The following is a 17349-nucleotide window of genomic DNA, read 5'->3' as shown; positions in this document are numbered from 1 at the left end:
CGGCGCGTCCTAACCCTCGGCCAGCACTGTGAAGGTGAAGTCGGTGCTTCTCGGGCGGCGCAGCGACACGTCGCCCTTGACCCGGCGCAGCACCTCGTGCCGGCTGAGGCCCAGGCCGTGGGCGATGAGCCGGTCCGGGCGCACCGGCACCGGGTCCTCGAAGGTGACCTCGACCCGCAGCGGCCACGCCTCGGCGGGCCGTTCGGTCGGGGTGTCCAGACGCCAGGCGCCGGTCCAGTCCAACGTGAAGCGACCGCGCCGGGCCAGCGCCGGATCGACCAGTGTGACGGCGACCAGGACCGGGTCGTTGACGTGGTAGCCGTGGAGCGTGGCCGGGTCGAGCGAGCTGACCGGCGCCCGCTCGTGCACGGTCAGCTTGCTGGTCCGGTCGCAGGAGACGCATCGGACCAGCAGCCAGACGTCGAGCAGTTTGCCGTTGGCGTTGACCCGGAACCGGCCGTCGCCGGTGGTAGCGGACTCCGATCGGCAGTCCACGCAGCGCAGTGACAGCAGCGGAAGCCTGGTCCGGCGGACGAACCAGGGCAGCACGACATGGGGTGATGAAGACATGAGGACGGAAAACCTGATCTCTGTAGACCTGACACGAGGCCGATGACGCGCGGCCTCGATCGCCGTGTGACCGGGCGCGTGGAGGCAGCCCGGCGGAGCCGACGGGGAAGCGTCGGCTCGGGGTGGGTGGAAGGCGTGTCAGGTTCAGAGAGCAGGCGGGGTCACGCGGTTCGTCCTCTGTCCTCAGGGGTGCGGGGTCGCGGCGACCGTAAGCGAGGGCCGAGGTACGCCTCAAGCGCTTTACCGCCGACCCACGCCCTAATTAATGGATTACCGGTAACGACAGTCCATTAATTAGCGCGGACATAACGGACGAAAGGGCGGTACATCATAATGACAGTTCCTATGCGTAAGGCTTTACGGTGGTGTACCGGGCGGCTACAACGTCCCGTTCACTACCGGTAGGAAGCTTTGGCCGCGGCCACCTCGGCCGCGCGCCGCTCACGCCACCGCCTCTGCGCTTCGCTGTTGCAGCGACGGCACACCTTCCGGAAGCGTCCGGTGTCGGGATCGACCTCCCGGGCGTGTCCGTTACGGCAGAGCGACTGCTGTCGACGTTCCCGACAGTTGTCCGCGTGACTGAGCTGACGCAGGTGGGTCGGCTCGATGCAGTCGGGCACACCGCAGTCGTGATGGACGTCAAGGTCCGGCCGGTAGCCGCCGACGAAGACCGCGTATGCCGCGATGTGGGCCCAGGCGCGTCCGGCGAGCTTCTGGTAGACGCCGCGCTGGCCGCCATATCCACGCACCACGAGGCAGCCCGTCGGCAGGCGCTGCGAGCGGGCCAGCAGGTAGGAGCGTAGTGATTCCTCCGTGAAGTGCCGGGACAGGCCGGTCACCTGGGACAGCATGCAGAAAGCGTAGAGACGTCCTCCGACAACGCTCTGCGGTCCTGCCCCCGGTCCGCCAGATGCCGGCCCCTTGCCGGGGCTCAGCGGGGTCACCCGGCGACGAGAAGACGGGTGAGCCGCCCCGGTCAGCGGGGCGACTCACCCGAGCGGCCGGCTGACCTGGGCCGGCGGCCCCGGTCAGTCGGCGTCGTCTCACTGCCAGGCGGGCAGCCGGACGATGTCGTAGTCGGTGCTCGGTGTCGGCTCGACGTCGAACCGGCCGTTGACCACGTACAGCCAGGGTCCGAAGAGGTCGCCGGTCGCCGGCACCCGCAGTCGCACATCGGTGATCTCTCGGACCAGCGTCGCGGAGTCGTACCCGGGCGACAGCCGGAAGACGGCCACGACATTGGTCAGGTTGCGGATGACGTAGAGGGTGCGGCCCCGCCGCACCAACCCGTCGGCCCGGGTCACGGAGTAGCCGCCGAGGTCGAACGCACGGCTGGCACCGGTGGCCGGATCGATCCGGACCAGCCGACCGGCGAGCATCTGGGCGACCAGCAGGTCCCCGTCCGGCAGCGTGACGATCCCGTTCGCGAACGCGTCCGGTTCGGCCGCCGGCCCGCTGAGGGCGAGCGTCCGAACGGCCGAGCCGGCCGGCAGCCGGCCACCGGGACCAAGTGGCACGACATACAGCACTGGTCGGGTGGAGTCGGTGAAGTACACCGCCCGGGGAGTGATCACCAAGTCGTTGACCAGGCTTCCGGGCTGATCGGTGAACCGGTAGCGAGCCAGCAGGGCACCGGTCCGAGCGTGGTACACGCTGGCGCCGCCACCGGAGAAGTCGGCGGTCCAGAGCCGGTCCTGCGCGTCCACCTTCAGTCCCGCCTTGTCGGTGCCGGGCACCCCCGGCACCAGTACTGCGCCCCGTCCGGTGCGCAGGTCCCCCCGCCAGATCGCGCCGTCGAGGATGGACCCCACGTAGACCGTGGTGCCGCGGCCGATGGTGAGTCCCTCCGGTGTGAAGCCGTCCGGCAACGCGATGCGGGACGGGAAGTAGGTGCGGTGGGACGGGCCGGCGACGCGAGGCGAGGAAGCGCCGGCGTCGGCGATCGCCGGGCTGGGAGCGACGAGGCCGACCGCAGCCAGCACCGGAACGAGGACCATGATCGAGTTTCTGCGCAACAGAGCCACCACCTGACCTGACCTGGGCTCCCTTGTGGAGCCCGACAGTGAGGAAACCGGTCGGGCGGCCCGATCGGTTGTCAGCGGCGGGACTGCTGCCCGGCGTACCCGGCCAGCCTCCCGGAATCGTCGGCACGCCGTAGTCGTGGTACCGGGAGCACATACGGGCGGCCCCCGCTCTGCGGGAGCCGCCCGTTCTTGCGGTCAGCGTTCGGTGCGGTCGTCAATCTCGGTGCCGGACTCGCCGGGCCGGGCGCCGATCGCCTCCTCGGCGGCCCGACCGCCGGTGCTCTCGTCACCCTGCCGCAGCGAGCTGCGGGGCAGCCCGGCGAGGTGCGCCGGATCCTCGATCGGCTGGTCCGGCCAGTCGTCCTGGCTGCCGTCGGCCAGCCCGGCCCGGCGCAACACCTCCACCAGGTCGTCGTGGGACAGACGCTCGGCATCCGGAATCCCGGCCCCGCGCGCCATCGACTGCAGCGTCTTCAGGTCTTCGCTCACGAATGTCTCGGCCATACCGGAGCCTTCCCGGCGCCCAAGACAAGGAAACCCGCTCAGGCCCGGGCCCCGCCGAGGCCCAGCAGCACCGCCAGGCCCAGCGCGCTGCGCGGGGCGTACGGCACGCGCCACAGTCCGCCGTGTGCCGCCGCGTACGTTTCGTCCCGCCACGGGTGCTCCTGCGCCGGTCCACCGCCGGTGCGCAGGTCGTGCACGAGCAGCGCGGCCATCAGTGTGTTGCTGGTGGCCGGCTCGAACACCTCGACGCCGAAGCGGTGCGCCCCGGCGTACGCGGCGGCGAGCGCGCGGTTGCGCAGCACCGACCGGGTGCGGGTGGGCGGCGCGACGGTGAACGACACCGTGGCGCCGGCGTCTCGGGCCACCGCCGCGCGCCAGCGTTGCAGCCGCTTGGCCAGCGCGTAGTTCGGCCCCTGCTGGGGCACCAGGCTGTCGTTGATGCCCGGGTCGGCGCCGGGCGGGTAGTTGCGGTGCAGCAGCCGGCCGCCGGAGATCAGCCGCAGGGTCCGTCGAGCCGGGCCACGGGCGGCGTACCCGCGCTCGGCGTGGGCGACCGCGTCGCCGGGGACCGCGTACACGTCGGTGGGGGTGGCCAGGAACGCCAGCGCGGCGTCCGGGCGCTGCCCGGTCAGCTCGACGGTGAGCGCGTCGACCGCGGTGGCCACCCGGACGTTGGTGGCGCCGTCGGCGTAGACGTAGTTGCCGAGCACGAGCCGACCGTCGAGCCCGGCCAGCCACCGGGCGGCCTGCGGGAGGCGGTGCAGCAGGTCCGCCCCGGCGGCGGCGGTCAGCGCCGCGTCGTCGTCCCCGGTGTCCGGCGGCACGGGCAGGTGCAGCCGGCCGCCGTGGCGGCGGGCGGTACGCAGGACGCGGCGCCAGATCTCCGGGCGGGGCAGGTCGACCGCGACGACGTCACCGCCCCAGCGCAGCACCGAGGGCAGCGGACCCATCTCGGCGCCCGCGCCGAGCACCACGATCCGTTGGTCGCGCAGGTCCAGCCAGTCCGGGTTGGCCAGCACCCGGCCGACCGCCTCGGCGCAGCTGGGCTCGATGACCCCGGCGTCGACCCACGCGTCGAGCCGGCGGCGCAGGTCGTCGCCGCGCAGGCGTTGCCCCCGGTAGGGCAGGGACAACTCGCGCTCCACCGGCCCGGCGCCGGTGACCGTGGCGGTCCGCAGCGGCGGCTCCCGGTCGTCCGACGCGAACGCCTCGGCCGGTGTGGTCTCGGGGCCGCCGTCCGGCGGGGCGTACCGCATGCGGGTGTGCAGCGCGGCGAGGCCGTCGCGGGCGACGGTGAGCGCGGCGTCGCGGGAGAGCAGGCCGGCCTCGACCAGGCGGCGGAAGTGGCCGACGTAGCCCCGCCGCCAGTCGGTCTCGTGCTCGGCGGAGCGCGCGCCGACGGGGTCGGCCGCGCGCAGCGCGTCGGCGACCACGGCGCGTCCCAGCGCGGTCGTGCTGCGCCGGCCGTCGGCGGTCGCGGGGAACACCACCCCGGTCGGGCCGTCCACGGGTCACCTCCTGCTCGCGGTCGTGGGGCCACTCTGCCGCATCGGCGTCGCCGCCGCCCGTCGAGGGCTCAGCGGCGGGCGGGTTTCGGCTCCGGGCGGGGTCGGCCACGGTCCGGGTCGACGCCGACCTGGACGGCGAAGGCCGGGTCGACGGCGAGCAGCGGGCGGGGACCGAACAGCGCCATGGCGGTCAGCAGCGCGTCGGTGTCCCGTCCCTGCCAGGTGGGGCGGCGTTCGGGGTCGAGGTCCGCGTGCTCGCGTCGTAGCCGGCGCAGCAGGCGGCGGGCGGCGGCGCCGGTCTCCGGCACCTCGGTCAGCCACCAGCCACCCAGCGCGGTGGCCAGGCAGCACAGCAGCAGCCCGGCGACCGACGCCGGGCCGCCGGCGGAGCGTCCCTCGACGGCGCTGTCCACGAGCCGGGCCACGCCGACGGCGGCGACCGCGAACAGCGGCAGGGTGCCCAGCGCGATGCGGCGGCGTTGGGCGCGGGTGAGCAGCCAGCCGTCGCGGACCAGCCGGCCGACCATCCGGCGCAGCGCCCGAGCGACGTCGGGGTCGGCGAGGACGGCGGCCCAGGTCTGCGGGCGGCGCAGGGCGGTGTGCAGGGCGCGGACCAGACCGGATGGTCGGGCCGGTGGGGGGCCGTTGGCGCGCAGCGTGGCGAGTTCGCCGGTGCTCACCCCGCCGGCGCGGCGCAGCGCGGCGATCCCCACCTGGCAGGCCAGCAGCGCGCGGTCGGTGAGGTAGGCCAGTTCGACCCGGTCGGGCGTCGCGCCGCCGGCCCGCCGGCCGGTCAGTTCCCGTACGGCCAGGGCGATCGCGGCGGCCACGGCGACCGCGCCGAGGTAGTCGAGGAGGAAGAGCGGCCCGCTGACACCCCAGAGCATGGCGACAAGTATGGCCCGCCGGCCTCAGGAGGCGTGCCGGACCTCGCTGTCCCAGATCTGCGACCAGGGGCGGCGCGGACCGCGGGCGACGAAGATCGGCCCGCCGTTCTCCTCGTTGTCGACGTCGACCCGCTGGTCGACCCGGCCGGCCTCGGTGACCTCGGTGAACCAGGCGCGCAGCCGGTCGGGGCGGGACCAGCCGACGGCGATCACCACGTCGGCGCCGTCGGGCGGCCGGCCGAACGTGACCATGCTGTTGTGCCCGGAGTACGCGCGGGGCAGGCCACGCGCCGGGCCGTAGCGGGCCAGCGCGCCGGCCTCGCCGTAGTTGGCGGTGAGCACGACCGCCCGGTCGCGTTCGGCCGGCGGCAGACCCCGGTGCACGGCGGCGACCGAGTCGGCGAACTCCGGCCATCCGATCGTCTCGCCGACGTCGGGGTTGGCCGCGACGACGAACCCGGGCAGCCGGTCGGCCGGCAGCGTGGGCAGCAGCAGCACCGCGCTGCTGGCCGCCATCAGCACGGCGGCGGCGGCGAGTGCGGTCTGTCGGGCCCGGGCGGCGCCGCGCCGCGCCCAGTCGAGGGTGGGCGTCACGCCGGCGGCGGTGAGCACCAGCAGCAGCGGCGCGTCGTAGTAGCCCTTGCCGCCGGCCAGCACGACGACCGCGACCACCACCAGCCACGCCCAGCCGAACGCCCGGTACGCCGACCAGGCCGGGCGGCGCAGCAGCGCCACCAGCCCGGCCACCCACACCGGGACGGCGAACGGGCTGATGATGAGCAGTTGCAGCACGAGCGCGTCCAGCCGGCCGCTGTAGGAGCTGTCGCCGTCGGCGATGGCCGAGGCGACGGAGAGCTGCGGGAAGCCGTGTGCGGCCTGCCACGCCCCGTACGGCACGGCGAGCAGCACGGCGATCACCGCCCCGGCCAGCACCCGCCGGTCCCGCAGCAGGCGACGCGGCCCGGCGATCACGACCCCGGCGACCAGGCCGACGCCGAGCAGGGCGGGCAGTGGCTTGTTGAGCATTCCCACGCCGAGGGCGAGCCCGGCGCCGAGCGCCCAGCGGGTGTCGCCGGTGCGCAGCATCCGCGCCACGCAGAACGCGGTGACGAGCCACACCAGCAGGTCGACGCTGGTGGTGCTGAGCAGGTGCCCGCCGGCCAGGACGATGCCCGAGGCGGCGGCGAGCACCGCCGCCGCCGTCTGGGCGACCCGGCCGGCGCCGAACTCCCGGACGATCGCGGCGACCAGCACCACCATGGTGCCGCCGATGACCGCCGACGGGGTGCGCAGCAGCACCAGGTTGCCGGGCGCGACGGTGTCGGCCAGCCGGGCCAGGGCGGGCACGAGCGGCCCCTGGTCGACGTAGCCCCAGTCGAGGTGCCGGCCGCACAGCAGGAAGTAGAGCTCGTCGCGGTGGTAGCCGTAGCGGCCGGCGAGCAGCAGCAGGACGACGGTGAGGGTCGCGCCGACCAGCCACGGGACCGCCGTGCGTGGCCCGGGCGGCGGCGGCCCGGCGGGCGTGGCGGCCTCGCGGCGATCGACGTCGGCGACTGATTCGGCCACCCGCCCATGATGGCCCGGCGGGGCGGTCCGACGTCGTCCCGCCGGCCTCGGCCGGGTGGACGGAATCCGGTGGCCGGACGGTCGGGTCCCGACTAGCGTGCCCGCCGTGCGCATCCGTGACTACACCGACGCCGACTGGGGCCAGGTCTGGCCGATCTTCTCCGACGTCGTCACCGCCGGGGACACGTTCCCCTACGACCCGGCCTGGCCGGCCGAGGTGGCCCACGAGGTGTGGGTGGAACGCCCGCCGGGGCGTACCTCGGTGGCGGTGGACGACGACGGCGCCGTGCTCGGCACCGCCAAGATGGGCGCGAACCGGCCCGGGCCGGGCTCGCACGTGGCGACCGCGAGTTTCATGGTGGCCGCCGGCGCGCGGGGCCGCGGCGTGGGCCGGGCGCTGTGCGAGGACGCGTTGGACTGGGCCCGCCGGCAGGGTTTCGCCGCGATGCAGTTCAACGCCGTGGTGGAGACCAACGCGGCGGCCGTGGCACTGTACCGGCGGTTGGGCTTCACCGTGATCGGCACCGTGCCGGAGTCGTTCGCCCACCCGACGCGGGGTCGGGTGGGCCTGCACGTCATGCACCGTCCCCTGTGACCGCCGCCGGTGCGCGAGGATGGTCGGATGAACCCTGAGCCGATCGAGCTGGCCGCCGCCCTGGCGCGCTTCGACCAGCTGTGGAGTCCGCGGATCGTGACCACGGTCAACGACTACGACGTCCGGGTCGCGAAGGTGGCGGGCGAGCACGTCTGGCACGCCCACGACCACACCGACGAGTTCTTCCTGGTGCTCGACGGGGAGCTGCGCATCGCCCTGCGCGACGGCGTGGACGGGGCGCAGCGGGAGGTGACGCTGCCGCGCGGCGCGGTGTTCGTGGTGCCGCGCGGGGTGGAGCACCGGCCGTACGCGCCGGACGGCGCCTCGATCCTCATGTTCGAGCCGTCCGGCACGTCCAGCGTGGGGGACCGGCACGACGCCGTCCCCGACAGCGTCGACGCCACCACCGGGCACCGGCTCTGAGCCGACCGGGTCACCGCCGCGCCGGCTCCGGCTGGGCCGGCGCGGCGGCGACGGTCCAGCCCACCCGGCGTACGCCGGGCACGGCGGCGGTGCCGGCGCAGGCGAGCAGCACGAGCACCCCGGCGACCGCGAGGGGCGTCGAGGCGCCCCAGGCCGACGCGGCGAGCGGCGCGAGGGCGTAACCGAGGGGCATGGCGCCCAGCGACATGAGCCAGTCGTAGGAGGTGACCCGGGCCAGCACCTCGGTGGGGAAGCGGGCCTGGACCACGGTCTCCCAGACCGGGTTGAGGAAGCCCAGGGCGCTCAGCGCCAGGCAGTAGGCGGCCACGGTCAGCGCGGCGGGCGCGGCCACGGCGAGCAGCAGCAGCGGCGCCGCGTACGTGGCCAGCGCCAGGTTGCCCACCAGCACCGGGCGGCGGGGGCGGGCGCGGCTGGCCAGCAGCGAACCGGCCAGCAGCCCGACCGCGCCGGCCTGTTGCAGCAATACCCAGACGCCCTCGCCGCCGAGCCGGGTGACGGCGACGGCCGGGCCGACGGTGAGCAGCACGGCGGCGGATCCGTTCCAGACGGCGTGGGCGACCAGGCTGCTCCAGTACCAGTCGCGGGCGCGGACCTCCCGCCACCCGAGGACCAGGTCGGCGCGCAGTGAGCGGCGTTCGACCGGCACGTGCCGGACCTGGATGGCGGCCAGCAGTGCGGCGCTGACGCCGAACGAGGCGGCGTCGATGACGAACGCCCAGCCGGGGCCGGCGGTCCAGACCAGCAGGCCGGCCAGGGCCGGGCCGGCGAGCCGGCTGGCGTTGGTGGTGGCGCCGAGCAGGGCGTTGGCCCGCTGCCGTCCCGCGGCGTCGACGACGCCGGCGACCAGGGGGGACGCGGTGGGCATGGCGAAGGCGGAGGCGACCCCGCCGACGGCGGAGGCCACGGCGAGGTGGGCGAGGGTCGGCGCGCCGCCGAGCAGTTCGACGCCGACGACCAGTTGGGCGGCGCCGCGGATCAGGTCGGTGGCGAGCGCGACGCGGCGGGCGGCGAACCGGTCGGCGACCACGCCGCCGAGCGGGAGCAGCAGCAGCCGGGGCACCATGGCGCAGCCGAGCACCAGGGCCAGCGCGGCGGTCGAGCCGGTGGCCCGCAGCACGGCGAGCGCGAGCGCGGTGGGGACCACGGCGTCGCCGAGGGCGGACACCGTACGGCCGAGGAAGAGCAGACGGAAGGCGCGGAGCCGGAGGGGATGCGTCACCGCCGCAGACTACTTCGACGTCGAATATTTCGACAACGAATATTTCGGGTTCGACGTACCGTGGTTGCCGTGACCGACCCCGACTCCGTCGACCAGCACGTGGCGCGCTGGCAGCCCGTCCTGCCCGACCTCGACCCCGACGTGGAGGGTGCGGTGGTGCGGATGATGCTGCTCACCCGGCACCTGCGCGCGGTCAAGGACCGGGTCCTGGCCGACCTCGACCTGCAGGAGAAGGAGTACGGCACGCTGCACGTCCTCGCCGGGCGCGGCGGGCGCGCCGCCCCGTCGGAGATCGCCGACGCGCTGCGGATGGCGCCCGCCTCGATCACCGCCCGGGTGGACGCCCTGGTCCGGCGCGGCTTCGTGCGCCGGATCCCGTCCGAGGTCGACCGGCGGCGCGTCGACGTGGCGCTCACCGAGGCCGGCGAGGCCATCTGGCGGCGGGCCCTGGACGTCGTCGGCGACGAGGAGCACCGGGTGCTCGGCACACTGGACGCGGCGGAGCGGCGGACGTTGGCCGACCTGCTGCGCCGGGTGAACTCGGCCGCCGAGCGACCGACCGGAAACGTCGGGGGCCCGTGACGGCCTGACACCGCCGGCGGGCATCCCCCGCACGGGCGGAAAACGCCTGGCCGTCCGCGTCGGGTGCTGACAGGCTGCCGGGCATGACCGCCCATGCCCTCGCGGGCGCGCTCGCCGACGAGCGCCGCCGCTCCGTGTTCGCCGCCGTCGTCCTCGGCGCCCGGGACGTGCCCGCCGTGGTGGCCCGCACCGGGTTGCCGGCCCGCGACGTGGCCACCGCCGTGCGCCGGCTCACCGACACCGGCGTGCTCGTCGACGACGGCTCCGGGCTGCGCGTCGACGACGGGTGGCTGCGCGACGTCGCCCGCTCCGGGGCGACGCCGTCGGCCCCGCCCGCCGACCGGCGCGAGTCGATCCTGCGCACGTTCCTGCGCGACGGCGCGCTGACCCGGCTGCCCGCGCAGCGCGGCCGCCGCCGCGTGCTGCTGGAACACATCACCACGCACACCTTCGAACCCGGGCTGCGCTATCCGGAACGGGCGGTGGACGACGCGCTGCGCCCCTGGTGCGCCGGCGGCGAGGCCGACCACGTGACGCTGCGCCGCTACCTGGTCGACGACATGCTGCTCACCCGCGAGCACGGCGTCTACTGGCGGACCGGCCCGTGACCGGCTGGCACACCCGCCTCGACCCGCCCGACGCTCCGGTCGCGCGGGTGCTGCTGCGGGAGTACATGGCGGAGATGGTCCGCCGCTGGTACGGCCGCCCGGAGCGGCCCGGCGAGGTCGACGCCGCGCTGACCGAGATGCCCAGCGACGACCTGGCCCCGCCCACCGGCCTGCTGATGACAGCTCACCACGACGGCCTTCCCGCCGGGTGCGCCGGGCTGCGGTGGCGGCCGGGCTGGGCGGAGTTGACCCGGCTGTACGTGCGCCCGGCGCACCGGGGCGCCGGTGGCGGCGCGGCCCTGCTCGCGGCGGCCGAGGCGTACGCGGTCGACGCGGGGGCGGCCCGGATCCGCCTGGACACCCGCTCCGACCTGGTCGAGGCACGCGCCCTGTATACCCGCCACGGCTACCGGGAGATCCCCGCCTACACCTCCGGCCCGTACGCGCAGCACTGGTTCGAGAAGTCACTGCCGGCGCGAGTTGACGACGCCGCGACGCCGCGCTAAAACAGAAATCGGGAAGTTGAGTCGACCAGACTCAACGTGAGACCTTGGGCCAGGAGAACCGAGGAGGCACTGCCATGTTGATGCGCACCGACCCGTTCCGTGAGATCGACCGGATCGCCGAGCAGTTCTTCGGCACCACCACCCGGCCGGCCGTGATGCACCTCGACGCCTACCGCGACGGCGACCACTTCTACGCCGCCTTCGACCTGCCCGGCGTGGACCCGGACAGCATCGACTGCACGGTCGAGCGCAACGTGCTGACCGTCCGCGCCGAGCGGCGCCGCCCGACCGGCGAGAACGTCGAACTGGTCGCCGCCGAGCGCCCGATGGGCACCTTCACCCGCCAGCTGTTCCTGGGCGACACGCTCGACACCGACCGCCTCGAAGCCGGCTACGACAACGGGGTGCTGACGCTGCGCATCCCGGTCGCCGAGCGGGCCAAGCCGCGCCGGATCACGGTCACGTCGACCGCGGAGGGCAACGGCCACCGGCAGCTCACCACCGCCTGAGCGCGGGTCACGCCGAGGCGGGGGAGGCCGGAGCGCCGGCCGACCCCGCCTCGGCGTCGGCGGGATAGAGCCGGGTCAGCGCGTGCGCCGTGGCGGTGAACCGGTCCCGCAGCTCGGCCGGCGCCAGCACCTCCACCTCGGCGCCGAGCTTGAGCAGCTCGGCGTGGGCGTGCCGGGCCGACTCGATCGGCACGGTGGTCTCCAACCAGCCGTCCGGGCCCGGTTCGCCGGCCGCCGCCCGGGCCGCCCGGCTCATCTCCGGCGGGAAGACGTACGGCATGAACTCCAGCGCGGCCACGGTGAGCCGGATCCGCGCCTCGCCCCGGTAGACGTCGCGCTCGTAGCGCGCGGTCCACTCCCGCCAGTAGGCGGCCAGGTCGAAGTCGTCCGGGCGGTCGTGGCGCTCCTCGGTGACCACCGCGTCGAGCACCGCCCCGACCCGGTAGGTGCGCATCTGCTCCCCGCACCGGGCCACCAGATACCACCGGCCCGCCTTGAGCACCACGCCCAGCGGGGCGACCGTCCGGCTCACCTCGCGCGGGGCGCGCCAGCGCCGGTACCGCAGCCGCACCAGCCGGTCCTCCCACACCGCGCCGGCCAGCGTCTCCAGGTGCGGCACCGGCTCGGGGTGCCGGAACCAGCCGGGGGCGTCCAGGTGGAACCGCTGCCGGATCCGGCCGGTGCGGTCGGCCAGGTCCCCGGGCAGCGCGGCGCGCACCTTCAGCTCGGCGGCGGCCACCACCGACGCCAGACCCAGCTCCGCCGCCGGCCCGGGCACGCCGGCGAGGAACAACGCCTCGGCCTCCGGCCCGGTCAGGCCGGTCAGCCGGGTACGCCAGCCCTCCAGCAGGCGGTAGCCGCCGGCCGGCCCGCGGTCGGCGTACACCGGCACGCCGGCGGCGCCGAGTGACTCGATGTCGCGGTAGACGGTCCGCACCGACACCTCCAGGGCGTCGGCGAGTTCCTGGGCGGTCGTCCGCCCCCGGGTCTGCAGGAGCAGCAGCAGGGAGACCAGCCGGCTGGCGCGCACCCGGTGACGGTAACCCGCGCGGCGAATCCGCCCGGGCGCGCCTCGTCGCGAAACGCCCCGCCGACTGAGAACCTTTCTCACATGCTGCGTCCCGAGGTGCTGTCCCACGCGCGTCCCGCGCTGCCCGGCGGTCCGGCCGACTTCACCGAGGCGTGGTTGCGCAACCGGCGTCTGTCCGAGCACACCCGCGACGCGTACCGGCGGGACGTCACCGGCTGGCTGACCTGGTGCGCCGAGCGCGGGCTGGACCCGCTGCGGGTCACCTTCCTCGACGTCAACGCCTACGGCCGGGACCTGGAGTCCACCCCCCGGGGCCGCGACGGCCGGCCGTTGACCCCGGCCACCGTGGCACGCCGGCTGTCCGCGCTGTCCAGCTGGTACGACTTCCTGGCGAAGCTGGGCGCGGTGCCGGCCAACCCGGTCGCGGCGGCGGACCGCCCCCGGGTCGACCGGGACCACTCCGCCACCGTCGGCCTGAGCCCGGAGGAGGTCGACGCGCTGCTCGCGGCCGCCGACGCCGACACCGGCCCGACCGCCGCCCGCAACCGGGCCACCCTGGCGCTCCTGGCCGACCTGGGGCTGCGGGTCGGCGAGCTGGTCTCGCTGAACCTGGCCGACCTGGGCAGCGAACGCGGCCACCGCAGCGTCCGCTTCGTCGGCAAGGGCGGCAAGGCTCGTCGCCGCGCGCTCACCCCCGGCACCGCGTACGCGCTCGACGCCTACCTGGCCGCCCGGGCCGCCGCGCAGGGCGTCACGGTGCCGGAGCTGACCGGTCCGCTGCTGGTCACCGCGACCGGGGGCCGGCTGGACCGGCACGCCGTGTTCCGGCTGGTGCGCCGGCTCGCGCAGACCGCCGGGATCGCCGCCTGGGCGCGGTTGTCACCGCACTCGCTGCGGCACGCGTTCGCCACCACGGCCCGCTCCGAGGGGGTGCCGCTGGAGGACGTGCAGGACGCCATGGGTCACGCCGACCCGCGTACCACCCGCCGTTACGACCGCGACCGGCACAATCTGGACCGCGACCCGGCGTACGCGATCTGGGCGGCCCGCGCCCGCCGCCGCGGGTGAGCGTCGTACCCGGGTCGTAGGGTGCCGGCGTGCGACACGGGTTGGAGATCTGCTGCGGCGGCGCCGCGGTGACGGTGGCCGAGCTGGTGGCGCTCGGTGAGCTGGCCGAGCGGTCCGGCTGGGACGGCGTGTTCCTGGAGGACTACCTCATCCACCACGCCGGGGACGAGCCGCCCACCTGGGACCCGTGGCTGGTGCTGGCGGCGGTGGCCGGGCGCACCGAGCGGGTGCGGCTGGGCACCACGGTGACCGCGCTGCCCCGACGCCGCCCGGCCAAGCTGGCCCGTGAGGTGCTCACCCTCGACCACCTCAGCGGCGGGCGGGCCGGCGTCGCGGTCGGTGTCGGCGACCCCGGCGACCGGGGCCTGGCCGCGTTCGGCGAGCCGACCGACCTCAGGACCCGCGCCGCGATGCTCGACGAGGGCCTCGACCTGCTGGTCGGGTTGCTCGGCGGCGAGCGGGTCACGCACCAGGGCACCCACTACCGGGCCGAGGGCGTGGCCCTGCGTCCCGCGCCGGTGCAGTCGCCGCGGGTGCCGGTCTGGGTGGGCGGCAGCACCCAGGCCGGGGCGGTGCTGCGGCGTGCCGCCCGGGCCGACGGGATCGTGCCCTACAAGCTGACCGACACCGACGACTGGTCCGACTTCACCCCGGACGCGGTCGCCGACCTGGTCGCCGCGCTGCCGGCCACCCGGGCCGACGGGCAGCCGTTCGACGTGGTGGTCGGCGGCAGGCGTCGCCGGGCCGACGAGCGGGCCGAGCGGGCCTACCTGGCGGAGCTGGCGGGGGCGGGCGCCACCTGGTGGCTGGAGTACGTGCCGGCCGGTGACCCGGCCGCGATGCGGGCCGCGGTCGCCCGCGGCCCGCTGCGCTGACCGGTCAGCGTCGGGGGCACAGGCAGAACGGCTGCCCGATCGGGTCGAGCAGCACGGTCCACCGCTCGCCGCCGGGCTGGAACTCCGGCCGGGTCGCCCCGGCCGCCACCAGGTCCTTCTCCGCGACCGCCACGTCGTCGACGGTGAGGTCGAGGTGGTAGCGCTTGCCGCCGGTCGGGTCCGGCCAGGCCGGCGGCGCGTACCCGGGCACCCGGCCGAAGCCGATCGAGGTCCCGTCCTTGGTGATCATGGCGTACTCGGTCTCGCTGTGGGTGATCTCCCAGCCGAGGGCGTGGGCGTAGAAGGCCGCGTGCGCGGCCGGGTCGGAGCTGTCCAGGTTGACCATCGCGAGGTCGGCGTGCGTCGTCATGCCGGCAGTGTGTCGCCGGTACCTGTCACCTGCTGTCAGGTACCTCCGGCGGATCCCCACGGCCACACCGCCAGCCGCCCGTGCGGTCCCCGGCAGGCCAGCGCGCCGGCCACGGCGTGACAGTCGCGGGTGCCGGCGGGCAGCACCGGCCCCGGTCGGGGACCGTCGCGGCCGATGGTGACCACCAGCGTGGGTCCGTCGACGCGGGCGGGGCGCAGCAGCACCTGCCGGGCCGGGTCTCCGTCGTCGGCGCCGGCCCGCCAGTCGGCGCCGCCGGGCCAGCGCCACACCTGCTCGCCGGTGGCCGGGTCGAGCGCACGCCGGTCCCGCACGCCGCTCAGGCAGAGCACCGCGGCGCAGCCCGCGGAGGGTGTCTCCCCGGCCGGCAGCAGCCGGCGCCAGCGTGGGGTCAGCGCCGGCAGGTCGTAGCCGCTGAGGGCGGCGCCGGCCGGCGCCGGGTGCCGCAGCACCAGGTGCGTGCCGACGACGAGGGGATTGCCCGGGGCGTAGCCGGCCGGGGGCAGTCGGGTCTCGCCGAGCCGGGCGCCGTCGCGCACGTCGTGCACCCGGGCCAGCCCGTCGTCGTGCACCACCACGACCCGGCCGGGCGTGGTGGCCAGCACGGCCGTCGACGGCACCGGCACCGACCACCGGTCGACGCCGGTGGCCAGGTCGACGCCGCGCACCGCGCCCTGGATCCGCTGGCCCGGGTCGGCGACGCTGCGGACCTCGGTCACCGCCACCGCGCCGTCACCGGCGGGCCGGACGCGATCGGGCCGGTACCAGCGCACCTCTCCGGTGCCGACCGCGTACGCCCAGGTGCCGGTCACCTGCCGCGTGCTGTCGCGGCCGGTGACCAGGATCAGGTCTTCGGTGGCCGCCGCGGACCAGGCGCCGACGGGAGCCGGACCCCGCCACCGCACCCGGCCGTCGCGGCCGTACGCGGTCAGCGCGGGCGGATCGGCCACGAGCAGCAGCCCGCCGGCGCCGAGCAGGGCGACCCGGGCGGGCAGCGGCAGACCGGTGACCGGCCCGGAGCGCGGCGGCGCGGCGGCGCCCAGCAGCAGGCATCCGGCCAGTGTCGCCGCGGTCCGCCACCGGCGGCGGCGAGGCGGGCGGGGCTGTGGTCGCGCGGGTGGCCGGTCCAGTTCGATCACGGCCGTCTGCGGGCGCCCGTCACGCGTCATCCACCGCTCCTTGAGGGGGTCGTGCGCCGACGGTAGACGATCCGCCGTCGCGGTACGACAGCGGCGCAACCGGCTGCGCGCCGGTCGCCGGTTGCCTACCGTCGGTGGTGATGGGCAGGGAGCAGGGATGGCATCGGCCGGCCCGGCGTCGCCGGCCGGTACGCGCCGGTGTGCTGGTCGCCGTGCTCGGGCTGGGCACCTGCCTGGTCGGGGTGGCCGGGTTGGCGGTGTGGAACGCCCAGGTGGTGCTGCAGGCCGACGGGCCGGTGCGGGAGACCGCGGACGGATTCTTCCGCGACGTCGCGGCCGGCGACACCGACCGGGCCTACGAGCGGCTGTGCCGGGAGACGCGCGGCCGGTGGAGCCAGGTCGGGTTCGGCAGCTGGATGCGCACGCCGCCGGTGGTCAGCGGCTACGAGATCGTCGACGTGTCGGTGGCGACCCGGGGCGGTCGGCCGCGCGGCACGGTCGTGGTGCGGATCAACCGCGACGGCGGCGGCAGCGAGGAGCGGGAGCTGTCGGTGGTGCCGGAGGACGGGGGCTGGCGGGTGTGCGGGGACCCGTTCTGATCAGGCGCGCGGCCCGAGGTCGCCGGAGCGGTAGTGCCGCCGGCAGAGCACCTGGTAGCGCACGTCGGCGGTGTCGACGGTGTCGCCGATGACCACCTGCGCGCCCTCGCGGACCACCTCGCCGCGCACCACGCGGGCGTTGAGCAGGCCCTCGCGCCCGCACCAGCAGAGCACCTCGACCTGGATGCGGGCCACCTCGTCGGCCAGTTCGAACAGCCGCTGCGCGGCCGGGAAGAGGCAGGAGCGGAAGTCGGTGGCCAGGCCGAACGCGTAGACGTCGACGTCGAACTTGTCGACCAGTTCGGCCATCTGCTCGACGTGCTCCAGGTTGTAGAACGACGCCTCGTCGCAGATCAGGTAGTCGACCCGTACCCCTTCGGCCCAGGCGTCGCGGACCAGGTCGCGCAGGTCGAGGTCGTCGGTGACCTCGACGGCCTCGTGGGCCAGGCCGATGCGGGTGGTGACCTGTGGGCCGAGCGAACGGTCGATGCGGGTGGTGACCAGGCCGCGCCGGCCCTGCCGGGCGTGGTTGTGGTTCATCTGCAGCGCCATCGTCGACTTGCCGCAGTCCATCGGGCCCCAGAAGAACTTCAGCGCGGCGGCGTGCAGCGGGCGGCCGTCCACGCCCCGGGCGGCGGCGCAGCCGCCGGCGCGGTCGTCGCCGGGCCCGGGCAGGGGGCGGGCCAGGCAGGTCAGGGCGGCAGCGGCGTCGTCGGTCACGTCGGGGC

The 17349-nt window shown here is 75.5% G+C and carries 21 protein-coding genes; 9 read left to right on the top strand and 12 right to left on the bottom strand.

What is annotated here, in order from left to right:
• Positions 1-9: 9 nt before the first annotated feature.
• The 7 genes from COO58_RS10890 to COO58_RS10860 form a co-directional block, all read right to left on the bottom strand.
• The gene (locus COO58_RS10890) at positions 10-570 is read right to left on the bottom strand and encodes a DUF1062 domain-containing protein (RefSeq protein ID WP_098744843.1); all 561 of its coding nucleotides are present in this window, start codon (positions 568-570) and stop codon (positions 10-12) included.
• A gap of 395 nt (positions 571-965) precedes the next feature.
• Positions 966-1421: an HNH endonuclease gene (locus COO58_RS10885; protein ID WP_098744841.1), complete on the bottom strand. Its 456-nt coding sequence runs from the start codon at positions 1419-1421 to the stop codon at positions 966-968.
• Positions 1422-1613: 192 nt separating this feature from the next.
• The gene (locus tag COO58_RS10880; RefSeq protein ID WP_098744840.1) at positions 1614-2567 is read right to left on the bottom strand and encodes an SMP-30/gluconolactonase/LRE family protein; all 954 of its coding nucleotides are present in this window, start codon (positions 2565-2567) and stop codon (positions 1614-1616) included.
• Positions 2568-2789: 222 nt separating this feature from the next.
• Positions 2790-3098, bottom strand: coding sequence for a hypothetical protein (locus COO58_RS10875; RefSeq protein WP_091574451.1), 309 nt, complete (start codon positions 3096-3098; stop codon positions 2790-2792).
• A gap of 38 nt (positions 3099-3136) precedes the next feature.
• Positions 3137-4606: a hypothetical protein gene (locus tag COO58_RS10870; RefSeq protein ID WP_098744838.1), complete on the bottom strand. Its 1470-nt coding sequence runs from the start codon at positions 4604-4606 to the stop codon at positions 3137-3139.
• A 68-nt stretch (positions 4607-4674) separates the two neighbouring features.
• A complete protein-coding gene (locus COO58_RS10865) occupies positions 4675-5493 on the bottom strand; it encodes a TIGR04222 domain-containing membrane protein (RefSeq protein WP_098744837.1) in 819 nt (272 codons plus the stop codon).
• Positions 5494-5517: 24 nt separating this feature from the next.
• Positions 5518-7059 (bottom strand): glycosyltransferase family 39 protein, encoded by a 1542-nt coding sequence (locus tag COO58_RS10860; RefSeq protein WP_098744835.1) that lies wholly within the window; start codon positions 7057-7059, stop codon positions 5518-5520.
• 106 nt (positions 7060-7165) lie between these two features.
• Here COO58_RS10860 and COO58_RS10855 point away from each other — a divergent pair, with 106 nt between their 5' ends.
• Together COO58_RS10855 and COO58_RS10850 are read left to right on the top strand one after the other, a co-directional pair.
• Complete coding sequence (locus COO58_RS10855; RefSeq protein WP_098746243.1) at positions 7166-7654, top strand: GNAT family N-acetyltransferase; 489 nt, start codon at positions 7166-7168, stop codon at positions 7652-7654.
• A gap of 27 nt (positions 7655-7681) precedes the next feature.
• Positions 7682-8077: a cupin domain-containing protein gene (locus tag COO58_RS10850; RefSeq protein WP_098744834.1), complete on the top strand. Its 396-nt coding sequence runs from the start codon at positions 7682-7684 to the stop codon at positions 8075-8077.
• Between the two features lie 10 nt (positions 8078-8087).
• Here COO58_RS10850 and COO58_RS10845 read toward each other — a convergent pair whose 3' ends face one another.
• Positions 8088-9317 (bottom strand): MFS transporter, encoded by a 1230-nt coding sequence (locus tag COO58_RS10845; protein WP_098744832.1) that lies wholly within the window; start codon positions 9315-9317, stop codon positions 8088-8090.
• A gap of 69 nt (positions 9318-9386) precedes the next feature.
• On the opposite strand from COO58_RS10845, the gene COO58_RS10840 reads away from it, so the two are divergent.
• From COO58_RS10840 to COO58_RS10825, 4 genes are all read left to right on the top strand, one after another.
• Positions 9387-9899 carry a MarR family winged helix-turn-helix transcriptional regulator gene (locus COO58_RS10840; protein ID WP_218012346.1) on the top strand — a complete coding sequence of 171 codons (513 nt, stop codon included), beginning with the start codon at positions 9387-9389 and terminating at the stop codon, positions 9897-9899.
• An 83-nt stretch (positions 9900-9982) separates the two neighbouring features.
• A complete protein-coding gene (locus COO58_RS10835) occupies positions 9983-10507 on the top strand; it encodes a DUF2087 domain-containing protein (RefSeq protein WP_098744829.1) in 525 nt (174 codons plus the stop codon).
• Positions 10504-11013, top strand: a complete 510-nt coding sequence (locus tag COO58_RS10830) for a GNAT family N-acetyltransferase (RefSeq protein ID WP_255292582.1) — start codon at positions 10504-10506, stop codon at positions 11011-11013. The genes COO58_RS10835 and COO58_RS10830 overlap by 4 nt, the downstream gene beginning before the upstream one ends.
• Before the next feature lie 74 nt (positions 11014-11087).
• Entirely contained in the window at positions 11088-11522 is a 435-nt protein-coding gene (locus tag COO58_RS10825) for an Hsp20/alpha crystallin family protein (protein ID WP_091574444.1), read from the top strand.
• Positions 11523-11529: 7 nt separating this feature from the next.
• On the opposite strand, the gene COO58_RS10820 is transcribed toward COO58_RS10825, so the two are convergent.
• On the bottom strand, positions 11530-12552 hold the full coding sequence (locus COO58_RS10820; RefSeq protein WP_091574443.1) for a YafY family protein: 1023 nt from the start codon (positions 12550-12552) through the stop codon (positions 11530-11532).
• 81 nt (positions 12553-12633) lie between these two features.
• Here COO58_RS10820 and COO58_RS10815 point away from each other — a divergent pair, with 81 nt between their 5' ends.
• Together COO58_RS10815 and COO58_RS10810 are read left to right on the top strand one after the other, a co-directional pair.
• Positions 12634-13620: a tyrosine-type recombinase/integrase gene (locus COO58_RS10815; protein WP_091574442.1), complete on the top strand. Its 987-nt coding sequence runs from the start codon at positions 12634-12636 to the stop codon at positions 13618-13620.
• A 29-nt stretch (positions 13621-13649) separates the two neighbouring features.
• Positions 13650-14495, top strand: a complete 846-nt coding sequence (locus tag COO58_RS10810; RefSeq protein WP_098744828.1) for an LLM class flavin-dependent oxidoreductase — start codon at positions 13650-13652, stop codon at positions 14493-14495.
• Between the two features lie 4 nt (positions 14496-14499).
• Here the strand turns inward: COO58_RS10810 and COO58_RS10805 are convergent, their stop codons facing one another.
• Together COO58_RS10805 and COO58_RS10800 are read right to left on the bottom strand one after the other, a co-directional pair.
• Positions 14500-14865, bottom strand: coding sequence for a VOC family protein (locus COO58_RS10805; RefSeq protein WP_091574440.1), 366 nt, complete (start codon positions 14863-14865; stop codon positions 14500-14502).
• A gap of 35 nt (positions 14866-14900) precedes the next feature.
• Positions 14901-16052, bottom strand: a complete 1152-nt coding sequence (locus COO58_RS10800; protein ID WP_098744826.1) for a PQQ-binding-like beta-propeller repeat protein — start codon at positions 16050-16052, stop codon at positions 14901-14903.
• 110 nt (positions 16053-16162) lie between these two features.
• Between COO58_RS10800 and COO58_RS10795 the strand changes: the two genes are divergently transcribed.
• Complete coding sequence (locus COO58_RS10795) at positions 16163-16621, top strand: hypothetical protein (RefSeq protein WP_091574438.1); 459 nt, start codon at positions 16163-16165, stop codon at positions 16619-16621.
• Here COO58_RS10795 and COO58_RS10790 read toward each other — a convergent pair whose 3' ends face one another.
• Complete coding sequence (locus COO58_RS10790; RefSeq protein ID WP_091574437.1) at positions 16622-17341, bottom strand: thymidine kinase; 720 nt, start codon at positions 17339-17341, stop codon at positions 16622-16624.
• Positions 17342-17349 lie beyond the last annotated feature (8 nt).

Source organism: Micromonospora sp. WMMA1996, assembly GCF_002573675.1.
Lineage (GTDB): Bacteria > Actinomycetota > Actinomycetes > Mycobacteriales > Micromonosporaceae > Micromonospora > Micromonospora sediminicola.
This window is presented reverse-complemented; position numbering and strand designations above follow the sequence as displayed.